This window comes from Aquimarina sp. AU58 (genome assembly GCF_900312745.1).
Lineage (GTDB): Bacteria > Bacteroidota > Bacteroidia > Flavobacteriales > Flavobacteriaceae > Aquimarina > Aquimarina spinulae.
This window is the reverse complement of record NZ_OMPD01000014.1, coordinates 119,021-132,640: the sequence shown is the minus strand read 5'-3', so window position 1 is coordinate 132,640 and position 13,620 is coordinate 119,021. Positions and strand designations below refer to the sequence as shown.

The window sequence follows — 13,620 nt, the reverse complement described above, 5'->3', positions numbered from 1 at the left end:
AATATATGAAATTAATTGCTTGGTGCTTGCCTACTTGGAAATTCCATAGGAATTTCCTCTGGTTCGTTCCATTTTTGGTAAATTATTTGCTAAACCACGCAACTAATCTTATACAGAGACGTTGGCAGTAATATTATCTCTTACAGATAAATAAATAACATAATTTGTCTGTTTATAGAGCCTTTCAAGGAAATAAATTACGCTTCTAAAATAATGCTCGTTTTTGAAGCACCATACTCTGCGATTTTTTCAAGAAAGGAAATAAGATGCTTATTGTTTCTAAAATAACCTAAAACGCATAAGCAATCATCACCAGTAATTCTATCACAACTTTGCACTTCTTCCATTGCTTGTATTTGTTTTTGAGCATCATTTGATCCTCTTGATTCTCGGTGTATTACTAATGTTATATATGCTTTAGTCTCAATGCCCAATTTTTCATGATTCAATTTTAGACCATAGCCTTCGATTATGCCTTCTTCTTCCATTTGCCGAACACGCTTGCCTATGGCAGGAGCAGACAATCCTATTTCTTTTCCAATATTAGCGAAGCTTTCTCTAGCATTAATTTTTAGCAATTCAAGTATCTTTTTATCCAATGTATCCATTTGTAATCGTAATTTTACTACGGTTTATTCGATAGTATCAAACTCAAATATACAATTATTAATTCGATTATAAACCAAAAACAAGATAATGCATTCTATATTTGTGTTGCACTATTTAAACAGGATAGTTTCCAATATAAATTAATCAAACAGAAAAAGATAAAACATGAGTCCATTTTTAATTGATAGTATTGGCTATACAGCTCTAGTGATCAATTTATATTCTATGTCCACCAAAGGCGAATATAAACTACGTTTAATATCACTAATCGCGAATACAGGTTACATTTTATATGGTGCATTAATTAGTGCTACCCCAATAATTGTAGGCTGCACAATTGCTGTATTGCTTCATGGTTATCATATAAGAAGATTACGAATAAATAAGAATAGTAATGATTAAAACAAAAATAGCTACAAAAGCAGATACAGATGTTTTAGCACTTCTAGGTCGACTAACATGGGCTGAATCTCATGGTCATTATATCGAAGATAAAAGCGATGTATTAAAATACCTTAACGAGAATTTTTCAGTTTTTAAAACGAAACAGAATATAAACAATCCCAAGCAACTTTTCTATATTATTTATGCAGATGATTTACCTGTCGGTTATGCGAAATTAGTAGTAAATGCGTCAAACGAAAATATTACATCACAAAACAGTTGTCAATTAGAACGAATTTTCATCCTAAATGATTTTATACCCTTAAAAATTGGCCAACAGTTACTAACTTTTGTTGAAGAGCAAGCCAAAAAATTGCAATTAGATACCATGTGGCTCACCGTGTACATAAAAAACAATAGAGCCATTAGATTCTATGAAAGAAATAAATTTAAAAACGTTGGAGAAATAAATTTTATAGTCAATGGAAAAGCATATGAAAATATTGTTTTCTCAAAAAAAATATAAGTATGCAAGACTATTTAAAATATTGGAATAAAAGAAAAACCAATGCCAACACCGTTTATAGTTAATTGGTAGATTATCTCTGTGCCAATCGAAAAATTCTCCGAATTTCACTCATACTTGTCCCCTTTTGCTATCTTAGTTGCTAAGCGCAACTAAACATACACAAACACGTTGTAAACCATAGCTCAAAAAAACATTATCCAATTATGAAAAATTTATTTGTTGTGTTGTTTTTATTATCTATCTATACAAAATGTTCAAGTCAAACTAAAACAGAAGCGCTTCTATCTTTGGGTGAAAAAATAGATATACATAAGCTTTATGATAGCGAAAAAAATTACAACTATTTATTTGAGGAGGTTGACTTTAATCACAACAAAACTATTAAATTTATACAATTCTGTACCGCTTTTAAACTTTGTTCAACAGCATATTATTTGACCGCAAAAGAGTATTCAGAAATAACAGTCAAGCAAAAAGCTGAAAGTAAATACATTCAACTATTTTTTCCCAATAATTCCATAGAGACTAAAAAGATTAACATAAAAACTGAAGAACATTTCAATGGGAAAACCGCATCTAGCATAACAATTTTTCTAGAAAAAGATACACCGCAGTCTGAAGTGAATAAAATAAAAAACGGATTTGTTGATTTATTAAAAATGTATCATATTGAAAAAAAGGACATTTTGGACTAAAAGTCAATTGTCTATAATGTTTATCAAAACCCCGCTCTTGCTAGTGGCATTACTGTTTGGATAATCCAAATGGCTACCCATCACTATCTATTTTTAATAGTATATTAAATAATAAGAACACCATAAGAGGTTTTTTATCCTCAATACTAATAATTACTTTTATCAAGTAAACATAACCATACATAGAATATATAAGGGCATATATCCTTTATTCTATTGTTAGCAACAAACAGCAAAAAAACTGAACTATTTGAAAGCCCAAAAAACATATTTAAAAGGAAAGTCAGTTTTTATAGTTTCTTTACTTGTAATCGGAATTACCATTCTGACTGTATATCTTACTGGAGAAAATTATAATCGATCAGTTACTTCTAATTTATATTTATCATTGTCTATAATTGGAACAGCACTTTTCATATTTATGACTTATGGACTTTTTAAGGGAATTGGATTAAAAGATAATTTTCCGAAATTCCGAAATTTTAAAACAGGAGAAATAATACCTTCATCTGGAGAGTTTCCTGATTGGGAAATGCCAAGTATTGAGACTGATGATGGCATTAGTGGCTTGATCATATCTGTTTTACTTTGGATTTTGATGACAATACTATTTTTTGTTTTATTGATTTTACTGGAAGCTGTGTTTTGGATTTCAATTTTTATAATATTAACAATGCTATATTGGGTGTTTTTTAGAGCTTTGAAATTCGTCTTCACAAAATATAGAGAAACAAAAGGTAATATTGGAATTTCTACTCTATACTCTTTGTATTATACAGCGTTATATTTAGGCTGGATATTCGGAATAGTGTATTTGACTGAAATATTCCGTTGAAAAAAGTCAGTTGCTAACATTATATATGAAATCAGAGCAAAAATTAGAACTAAATCGAAAGGTCTTTTCCTTTTTGCGATGGCGCTAAATTTTTATAAATTAAACAAGAAATAAAAATGCGCAGATAAATCAATTGGTTCAAGCCTACTTGCCTTGCTCCGATTCATATATTTGGCGTTAGGCATTATTGAAGATGAATATTAAATATAAAAGTTGGAGGAAAGAAATTTTAGATTTTTTCAAGCCAAAAAATAAAACTGACGAATCTGAAAGGATTTATTCTCCTTCTGGAAAATTCTATCTGATTATTTCTTCATATAAAACTGGAGAAAATACTTGGACATATTCACAAGGAACAATAAGGAATAGTAAAAATGATGAAGTCATTGCTGATGTAAAACGAAACTATTCTCACTTCTGGTATTCTTGGGTTCAACACACCAATGGCAATGAATATCTATTATGCGGAGAAGATTACCAAGGACAAACTGTTGTAAATTTAACCAAGGGAACTGTTAAAAACCATTTTCCTGAAAATGGATTCGATGGACACGGTTTTTGTTGGACAAATGCAATACCTTCAAAGGATTGTGAGGTTTTAGCTGTTGAAGGTTGCTATTGGGCTTGTCCATACGATATTGTATTTTTTGACTTTACAAATCCTGATGAACTTCCTTTTAAAGAACTTAAGAGAATTGAAGATGTCGGAGAGATTAAAGGGTGGAATGAAAACAATGACTTCGTCCTGGATAGGGAAATAGAAATCCGAAAATCAGACAGTAAACCATATGATGAACTGACTGATGAAGAGCAAGAAATATTGGACAATGATTCTAAACTCGTTGACTACAAAAAGGTAATCTTAAAAGTTAATTTGAAAGAAATAAAAACAATGCCTAACAAGATGTAAAATGCGTTTTACACAAACCGTTGTACTTAATCTAACATAATGGATAACCCTTTTTGCAGCTACCTTGATATAAAAATATTTCTAGTTTAGTACGTTCTATTTCAATATATTGTTAACACTTATTGCTAACCTATGCTTACCAATATTTTTGCTTTCTTTCTTAAAATTTCTCCACGACTGAAGCGAGCGGTCTGGAAAAAGCTATATGAGTATTTGTCAAAGAAGTATCCAACAGCAGAATGGACTTATATGAACTACGGATATGAATCTTGCAATGAACCTATTGCAATCCCACTAAATGAGGAGGAAGAAAACGACCGGTATATGATTCAGCTATACCACTATGTGGCAACAGCTGTAGACCTTGCAGATAAAGACGTAGTAGAAGTTGGTAGTGGTCGCGGAGGAGGTTCGTCGTACATTAAACGATATCTTAAACCAAAGACGATGGTTGGAATTGATTACTCTAAAAACGCAATCAAATTTAGCAATACACAGCATTCGGTAGAAGGGTTAACCTTTATTCATGGTGATGCAGAAAATCTACCATTGGAGAATGAAAGTGCAGATGCAATTGTAAATGTAGAATCATCACATTGCTACGGGTCTATGAAAAAGTTTGTGAAACAAGTCAACAGGGTGCTTCGTCCTGGCGGGTATTTTTTGTTTGCCGACCTACGTCCCTCAGAAAAGATCGAAGAACTTGATAAGATTTTCAATGATGCGGGATTTGAAGTCCTCAAAAAGGAATTGATCTCTAAGGAAGTGGTTAATGCAATGGATGCTTTTCACGAATTCAAGTTAGCATTCTTTCAAAATATGGTAAAGGGCTGGTTAAAAAAGCCGCTGAATGATTTTGCAGGAGTTAAGGGTTCGAACATCCATAAGGAATTGAGTAATGGTAAGATAGTTTATTATCATTATGTATTGAGAAAATGATAAACCTCTGCTTCCTCCACTCCTGCTAGCGTCTCGCTAGAGACATTACTGTTTAGATAATCTAAATAGACACCCATTACTATCTATTTTTAAAATAGTATGATTATATAACAGCATATTAAAAACAAGAACGTCTTAGAGGGTTTTTTATACTCAATAATAATAATTACATTTATCAAGTAAACACAACCCCATACTTCGACTCATATGAGTCGAAGTATGGGGTTGTTTGGTAAAAACAAATGATGTATTGTGGATTACCACAATCATTTTATAAATGAATCATTGATATTGTTAGATTTAAAATAATAATACATAGAATATAAAGGATATATATCCATTATTCTGTTGTTAGGCACAATTAATCACACTTATAAGGATGTTTCAAAAAGACCAGAAAACTGAATTTAAGCTAACTAATCTTTTAGAAGACACAATATTTGGTTTTTTAGAATTTATAAATAAGTATGCATACACAACGTTTCTAATACTTGTAAAACCAAAAAAAATAATCTATAACAAAAGTATCCTGTGCAAGCCTGGGGCATATCTCACATCATCTATGTTTGTTGGCTTTATAGCCATTAAATCCTTGAACCAAATATTCAGTTCGGACGAAATAGTTAATTTAGAGAAGGATTTAACATTTTTCAAACTTGTTGGGCTCACTTTCCCTGCTGTTTTGTTTATTTGGTTGTTAGCTAAATTCATTGATCGCTTTTTTAGTAACGGTATAAATAAATCAAAGCAGGTCATTCATATACTCTTTTATTCGTCCGGATTCCAACTGTCTGTAATATTTATTGGGATATTTATTTCTAATTTACATCAGGAAATTATGATGTTTGACAAAGGGGTGAGGACCGTTCCTCATTGGGAAATAGTTACTGAGAATATATTAACTCTTGTATGGAGCGCATTGATTATCATAAATCCTATACTTTATTTAAAAGCTAACTGGAGAAGGGAATTCCCAAACTTAAAAAAGATTAAACGCCTTCTTCTCAATATAGTAATTCCTACTACATCCTTTGTAACTGCTATTATTCCTTTTTTACTACTTTATGGACTGACATATGGACCAACTCAAATCAAAACTGAATTAAATGATTCACCAGATCTCAGGTCTGCTACTATAGACTTTAGTGTAAATGACTCAACAATGAAGCTAAACTTATTTATAACAAATAGGGGAAATGCGAAAATTGCTGTAATAATTTCTAAGTCTAGCTTAAACAAATTAAATTCATCTTTTCTTGAATCTGAAAATGGTGATACTTGGTCAGGTCAAGTATTCTCATTTGATACAGATAAATCTGGAATATCTATAACGGATTCTGAGGGAGGCCAAGCTCCAATAACGTATATAGAACCTGCAGGAAATATGTGGATCAGCATAAATATAACCAGCTCAGAAATAGGCACAAGGTTAAATGAGTTTAGAGAATTTCAGAAATTACATGACTTAACTCGGCTTGATTGGGATGGTGAAATTATTCTCTTCATTTTGAGGAAATCACCTTTGAGACCTTACTATCATGAAGAAGAAGTTGTTGTTCAAATAGATATTAATGATATGGTCAAATAGAAAACTGTGCCTAACAATGTATAAAAATAATAGCGGTTTAATCGCTAAAACCAAAGTAAGTAAATATATAAAAGGTCTGTGTTTAACCGAAAAGTAAGTGCGTAAAAATCTGCTACTATTCTTACACTAGACTGTTGACAACAATATAAGAACAATGGAAGAAATAGGAAAAGCTCTTAAATCTATATTTGATAAGCTTAGTGACTTTTTTGATATTTTTGATTTATCCTTTTTTGTATCTGGATTTTTCACAACTATAATATTACTATTCTGGAGTCTAAAAAGAGGCATAGATTTACCTATAGAAGTATTGAACACACATTCAATAATAGCCTTTATTTTGTGTTGTTATATTAACGGCTTATTATGTTTCGCTCTAGGGCGTTGGATTAGAATGGGAATAATTGGAAATATTCGAGATTACCTACTTAAAAAAAAGGGTAATCCAAAAAAGTTTGATTCAAGGTTTGAAACTATATTAAAAGCTCATGAAATTGATCAGGAGCCTAACTATAAAAAATACTTAGAAAAACCTGAATATAGAGGTGTTTGGAGACTATACGTTAGACTTTGGGCGGACATTAGGAATGATGAAAAATATACTAGTTCACGTTCTTTTCTTGGAAGATATTGGGTAATGTCTGCTACATACGATGGTTTGTCAATTTCGATTTTTATAGCACTAATTTTATTTATTGAATCAAAGTTTGGGCTACTAATTGAAAAAAGCATTGATATAAGTTGTTCACTCTTCTTTGTTATTTCAGGTTTATTATTAGTTCTTTTTATGGTGTGTTTAAGAGAAGCTAAAAGATTCGAAAGATACCAAGTTGAAGAACTTGTTGCCACTATTGCTTCAAAGAAGTAAAATAAAATTGCCAACAATGTGTCCTAAGTAAAATCCTTATTAAAAACACAATATTTTAATATTCTAATTAACTCATAATACTAATTTTATATTGTTGTATTGTTGTATTGTTGGCAATCCTTGATTCTAATTATGAAATCGAGAGATTTTTTATCCTCAACAATAATAATTACATTTATCAAGTAAACACAACCCCATACTTTGACTCATAAGAGTCGAAGTATGGGGTTGTTTGGTAAAAACAAATGGTGATTGTGGTAATCCACAATTATCTTATCGATGAATCACGGATATTGTTAGATATAAAAGATCCAAAATAATAATACATAGAATTATAAAGGACATATATCCTTTATTCTATTCTTGTGCTTCATGTGAGAAAAGAAGAAGCCACCTGCACAAATAACGCATTTGTTTTTAGCTAATACATAAACAAACGCTGAAAAACCAAAACAGCTATTTTTTGCCATCGCTTGGAAGTATGATAAACAAAATTCTATATATAGACATTGAAACCAATAAGAATGGAAAGATAAAGGATGTTGGAGCACTTTTCAATGGACAAGAATTACACGAAAGCCAGCTAACTAAAATTGAGAAATGGATTAAGGAGGCTGAGTATATATGTGGTCACAATATAATTGCTCATGATATTCCATTTTTAGGAAAAGTTCTAGGGCCTGAAATTTTTAGAAATAAAAAAATAGTAGATACTTTGCTTTGGTCTCCATTGCTTTTTAGCGATAACCCGTATCACAAATTAGTAAAAGGTTACAAAATTGTTAACGATAGTGAGTATAATAATCCTCTTTCAGACTGCAAACTTACAAAGCAATTATTAATAGACGAACTTAATAAATTCAATGAGCTAGATCCTGTTATTCAACAAGTTTATGCTAGTTTACTTAATAGTTCAAATGCCTATTCGGGCTTTTTAAAATTAATTAATTTTAAAATCAATAACATTAATGCTGCCATTGAAATAGGTCGTTTATTCAAAAATAAAATTTGTGATAGCGCCAATATTTCTCAATTAGCTAAAGATAATCCTGTTGAATTAGCCTATGCTTTTTCATTGTTAAACACTAAAGAAGATAAATCTGTTTTAGCATATTGGATACATAATACGCTACCTAAAACGCAACAAATATTAGATGATATAAGGTTTAAGTTTTGTGGAAACCCAAGTTGCAATTATTGTAATTCTAATTTAAACCCTAAAAAAGCGTTACAATCCTATTTTGGTTATAAAGACTTTAGAAAATTTGACCAAAATGAAGGAATAAGTTTACAAGAAAAAACCGTTAGAGCCGGAATAAGTTCTGCTTCATTTGTTGCTGTATTTCCTACTGGAGGAGGGAAATCTCTCACTTTTCAATTACCGGCCTTAATGAAAGGCTCTTTATCTCGTCAATTAACAGTAGTTATATCTCCCTTAGTCTCGTTAATGAAAGATCAGGTTGAAAATCTTGAAAAACGCTTTGATATTACAAAGGCTGTAGCTATTAACGGCTTGTTATCTCCATTAGAAAGACAAGATGCTATTGAAAGGGTAGAAAAAGGAGATGTTCAATTATTATATTTATCTCCCGAATCTCTGCGATCACCGACAATATCAAGAATTCTAAAACAACGTTCAATCGCCAGATTCGTAATAGATGAAGCACATTGCTTTTCTTCTTGGGGACAAGATTTTAGAGTCGATTATTTATACATAGCAGATTTCATTCAAAACCTCGAAGAAAATAAGATGTCTGGTAAAATACCTGTGTCATGCTTTACAGCAACTGCAAAGCCCCAAGTGATAGAGGATATCAAAACATATTTCAAGACTAAACTTAATATTGAATTAAATGAATTTGTAACTAGAGCAAGTAGAACTAACTTAAAATATGAAGTAATAGATGTAGAAGATCCTGAACGAAAAATGAATGCATTACTCCCACTATTAGACCGTTGTGAAAAACCAGCAATCATTTATGCGTCAAGAACGAAGAGGGTTGAAGAAATACATGGTTTAATAGAAAAAGCTGGTTTCAACTCAACCTATTTTCATGGTAAATTGGATAAAGATGTAAAGAAAAACTACATGGATGCTTTTATGAATAATGAAAAAGACATCATTGTTGCAACATCAGCTTTTGGAATGGGAGTAGATAAAGATGATGTGAAATCAGTAATACATTACAATATATCCGATTCTTTAGAAAGCTATGTGCAAGAAGCAGGTAGAGCAGGTAGAGATGAAAAAATACAAGCTAAATGTTACATTTTATTTAACGAACAGGATTTAAACAAACATTTTAGTTTATTGCAACAAACCAAAATTAATCAAAAAGAGGTTCAGCAAGTCTGGCAAGCACTCAAGTATTTGTCAAAATATAGAAAAACAAAGAAGATAAGTAATTCTGCCTTAGAAATAGCACAAAAAGCAGGATGGGATACTGAAATTCGAGAATTAGAAACTAGAGTTAAAACTTCAGTTGCAGCACTAGAAGACCAAGGTTTTTTAAAACGAAAGCAAAACTCACCAACCATATTTGCAAATAGTTTAATGGTTCCAAACATTTTCAAAGCTCTCGAAAGAATACATCAAAGTAAGGATATAACAGAAATTCAAATACAACATTGTTCAAGAGTGCTTCAACGTATAGTAAAGGATGATGAATGTAGAATTGACTATTTAGCAGATAGAACAGGCTTGAAACTAAGAGAAATAAGAGATGTCATTGATATATTAAGAAACCTACAAATTCTTGGTGATGCAAGAGACCTAACAGCATTTATTAATTTGACACAATCTACCAATAACTCAAAGAAAATACTTGAGCGTTATCGAAAAATTGAAGTGGTAATGCATAAAATATTACCTAAGAATATTAAAATATCAATGCGGCAATTGAATCAAAACATAATAGATGACGGTGTAGAAAAAACATCAATTAATGCAATAAAGAATATTCTTAATTATTGGGAAATAAGGAATTTCATTCAAAAAAAACGAGTCGACCGAGAAAATGATTTATACCAAATAAAAGTTAAACAGTATGATTCATTAACTGAGGATATAAACTGGAGGCATGAATTATCATTAGATGTGTATGAACTTCTTGAAAAATTTCATAAGGAACAAAAGGAAAAACTAAAAACTCAAGATAAAAAAGACTTACCTGTTAGTTTTTCAATGCTAGAACTCAAAAATTCTAATCATCTATTCGGAAAAATAAAAGAAGAGGATGTTAAGCGATATGAGAAGACACTATTGTTTTTAAATCAAATAAAATCAATAAAACTAGAAGGTGGTTTCATGGTGTCATACAATAGGTTGAATATTGAAGAAATTAACGATTCAATTCCAAGGTTCACAAATGAGAATTTCAAAAAAATGAATCAGCATTACCATCATAAGACAGAACAAATTCATATTGTTGGTGAATATGCCAAAAGAAGACTCCAAAACTACGAATCTGCTTTAGCATATGTTAATGACTACTTTAGTCAACCTTATGAAGAGTTTTTATCTAAGTATTTTCCGAGAAGGAAAAAGGAAATAAGGACACCACTAACCCCTACTCGCCTTAAAGAAATAATAGGAGAATTAGATACAGATCAATCAAGAATTGTAAATGATGGGAAGTCTAACAATATATTAGTCTTAGCGGGCCCTGGAAGTGGAAAAACTAAGGTTTTGGTTCATAAAATCGCCAGCCTATTGTTATTAGAAGATATAAAACCTGAACAATTTTTAATGCTCACATTTTCAAAAGCAGCTTCTTTAGAATTTAGAGCCAGAGCCCGAAAACTTGTTCCAGAATACTCTGGGCTTATTAAGATCACAACTTTTCACGGTTTTTGTTTTCAATTAATAGGACAGTTGGGTGATTTAAAGAAATCTAAAAATGTAATTCAAGATTGTATTAAAGCAATTAACGATGAGGAAATTGACATCTCATCCATTATTAACAAAAGCGTATTGCTTTTGGATGAATTTCAAGATGTAAATGATATTGAATGGGAACTAATTCAAACAATAATAACTAAAGCAGGTAACATTAGAGTAATTGCTGTTGGCGATGATGATCAAAATATATATGGATTTAGAGGTTCTTCCAATAAGAACATGCTAGAGTTTAAAGAGAAGTATAATGCTACTCAGTATTCTTTAATCAAAAACTATAGAAGTAGTTCAAACATCGTTCATTTCAATAATGAATTACTTAATAAAATCCCAAATCGGTTAAAAGTTCAAGTGTTAGAACCAGTGAATAAACGTGTTTTATCGAATATTAAGCTAGTTAGGTATACTACTTCTTTTTTAGAAAAGTCACTAGCAGAAATGGTAATTAAAGACAATTTTAACGGAACAAGAGCCATTTTAGTTAGGACGAATAAACAAGCTTTAATGCTAAGAACTTTTCTAAATGAATTTGATCAAAAAACAAGACTAATTACTGGGCTAGAAGGATTTAGTTTGGATCACTTATTTGAACTAAGAACCTTTACAGAATTTCTTAAACAGAAAAAAAATGATGCTGGTATAATTTTTAATAACCAGTGGAATGAAGCAAAAGACCATTTTAAATCAAAACATCATTCTAGTATTCACATTGATATCTGTTTAGAAATTATTAAAAAATTTGAAGTGAATTATGACAAACAAAAACAGTTTATAGACTGGCACGAATATATTCGAGAAATAAAAATGGAAGATGCGATAAATGCTGATGCCAATGTAATTATTATAGCAACTATGCATAAAGCAAAAGGGAAAGAATTTGACCATGTATATTTGCTCCTAGAAGATTATAACTTTAATTGTACAGAGTCTAAACGAGTTTTGTATGTTGGTTGTTCTAGAGCAAAGAAAAGTTTGCAAATACATTGTAATTCATCATTTTTTGATGGTTTTAACTCTGATAAACTAGAGATAATCAGATATGAAGGAATAACAGAACAGCCAAAACATTTTGAATTAGTATTAGGGCACAAAGACATTAACTTGGGTTCTCAAAAATATTTTAAAACATTAAATAGAATTAATACTCTCAAATCAGGAGACGACCTTGAGAATGATACCGTGCAGTTTAAGGATAACATAGGTATTGGATTAGCCAAACAAGGTGGAGGAAATGTGCTATTATTTTCAAGACACTTTATAGATGAAAAATATAACACTTTTGTTAAGGATGATTATCAGTTAACAAGTGGAAATGTTGAGTATTTAGTGTATTGGTATGATACGGAAGATGATAAGGAATATAAGGTTGTACTACCTAAATTAAAGTTTGATAAAAAATAAGTAAATAATACTCGCACTTTCTCGCTAGCATCTCGCTAGTGGTAGTACTGTTTAGATAATCCAAATAGATACTATCACTACCTATTTAAAATAGTATGGTCATCTTGATAGTTTCTTGCACTATTATATTTCCTAATCCAAACCATGAAGAACATTAATAAAAGTTCAATAAACCGATAGAATTAAATCAATTGTATAGCTTTCTAAATTGAGCTCATAGTAGCTTTTGTATTACCCTTGTTCGGTATGTAGTTTGATGCGTAATGCAATATAAAAATCAAAAGAAACTGCTCTGGTAGTGGCATAATCTTCTAGACAAACCTTAGCTGCGTACCTATCTACAGTATTGTGATACCATTCCCACAAAGCATCGGTTCGGTTTTTAAACCCCATTAATGATAAAATCGCCGTACCCAGTTCTACACTAAAAAAAGAAGTGTCAAAACCGACCGTACCTAATTGATTTATAAATCGGGTACCTAATAACTCATTCTTAATAAGATATAAGATCAAATCCTGATGTGTCGATAGCTTAAATTGAGGAAAAATCTGAGTGTCTAGATCTATTTTCATCTGCTTATAGTTATGGTTTCCTTTGATTTAGATAAAATTAGCGTAGTCTCCAGCCTTTGCTAAAACACACATTAGAAAAATCAAATGCATACCAAGTACTATCTTCCCACAAAAAAGCCTATGCTAATTATTACGAAACTTAGAGTAAAAGTAAAACCAATGCTAAGAATTGTTGAATAAGACCACCAAAAATAGGCGTGGAACTCAACTTACCACACTAGAGGTACTGGTATACCCTGCAAACGATAAGAGAGCCCACGCCCGGGTCGTGAGCCAATCTGCTTATCATCTCATTTGCAAAAATTACCAGTTTTCTAGTGTGAGATTCTAAGCGACAGCTTCAATATTTTCTATACGAAGAATCGCAAATATATATATAATTAGTGATAAA

General features: G+C 31.1%; 11 protein-coding genes. 9 read left to right on the top strand and 2 right to left on the bottom strand.

The annotated features are described in order from the left end of the window. Positions 1 to 197: 197 nt before the first annotated feature. Positions 198 to 608 carry an Lrp/AsnC family transcriptional regulator gene (locus DK441_RS12300; RefSeq protein WP_109850986.1) on the bottom strand — a complete coding sequence of 137 codons (411 nt, stop codon included), beginning with the start codon at positions 606 to 608 and terminating at the stop codon, positions 198 to 200. A gap of 166 nt (positions 609 to 774) precedes the next feature. Between DK441_RS12300 and DK441_RS12295 the strand changes: the two genes are divergently transcribed. From DK441_RS12295 to DK441_RS12255, 9 genes are all read left to right on the top strand, one after another. Next, the gene (locus tag DK441_RS12295) at positions 775 to 1,011 is read left to right on the top strand and encodes a hypothetical protein (RefSeq protein ID WP_074405790.1); all 237 of its coding nucleotides are present in this window, start codon (positions 775 to 777) and stop codon (positions 1,009 to 1,011) included. Further along, on the top strand, positions 1,004 to 1,519 hold the full coding sequence (locus tag DK441_RS12290) for a GNAT family N-acetyltransferase (RefSeq protein WP_109850985.1): 516 nt from the start codon (positions 1,004 to 1,006) through the stop codon (positions 1,517 to 1,519). The genes DK441_RS12295 and DK441_RS12290 overlap by 8 nt, the downstream gene beginning before the upstream one ends. Before the next feature lie 206 nt (positions 1,520 to 1,725). Further along, complete coding sequence (locus DK441_RS12285) at positions 1,726 to 2,217, top strand: hypothetical protein (RefSeq protein WP_109850984.1); 492 nt, start codon at positions 1,726 to 1,728, stop codon at positions 2,215 to 2,217. Between the two features lie 250 nt (positions 2,218 to 2,467). Continuing rightward, on the top strand, positions 2,468 to 3,052 hold the full coding sequence (locus DK441_RS12280; protein ID WP_109850983.1) for a hypothetical protein: 585 nt from the start codon (positions 2,468 to 2,470) through the stop codon (positions 3,050 to 3,052). Between the two features lie 193 nt (positions 3,053 to 3,245). Beyond that, positions 3,246 to 3,962, top strand: coding sequence for a hypothetical protein (locus tag DK441_RS12275; protein ID WP_109850982.1), 717 nt, complete (start codon positions 3,246 to 3,248; stop codon positions 3,960 to 3,962). Positions 3,963 to 4,094: 132 nt separating this feature from the next. Beyond that, entirely contained in the window at positions 4,095 to 4,901 is an 807-nt protein-coding gene (locus DK441_RS12270; protein ID WP_109850981.1) for a class I SAM-dependent methyltransferase, read from the top strand. Between the two features lie 379 nt (positions 4,902 to 5,280). Next, entirely contained in the window at positions 5,281 to 6,489 is a 1,209-nt protein-coding gene (locus DK441_RS12265) for a hypothetical protein (RefSeq protein ID WP_109850980.1), read from the top strand. A 154-nt stretch (positions 6,490 to 6,643) separates the two neighbouring features. Continuing rightward, positions 6,644 to 7,357: a hypothetical protein gene (locus tag DK441_RS12260; RefSeq protein WP_109850979.1), complete on the top strand. Its 714-nt coding sequence runs from the start codon at positions 6,644 to 6,646 to the stop codon at positions 7,355 to 7,357. Positions 7,358 to 7,838: 481 nt separating this feature from the next. Next, on the top strand, positions 7,839 to 12,656 hold the full coding sequence (locus DK441_RS12255; protein ID WP_235015758.1) for a RecQ family ATP-dependent DNA helicase: 4,818 nt from the start codon (positions 7,839 to 7,841) through the stop codon (positions 12,654 to 12,656). Between the two features lie 231 nt (positions 12,657 to 12,887). Here DK441_RS12255 and DK441_RS12250 read toward each other — a convergent pair whose 3' ends face one another. Further along, complete coding sequence (locus tag DK441_RS12250; protein WP_109850978.1) at positions 12,888 to 13,229, bottom strand: hypothetical protein; 342 nt, start codon at positions 13,227 to 13,229, stop codon at positions 12,888 to 12,890. Positions 13,230 to 13,620 lie beyond the last annotated feature (391 nt).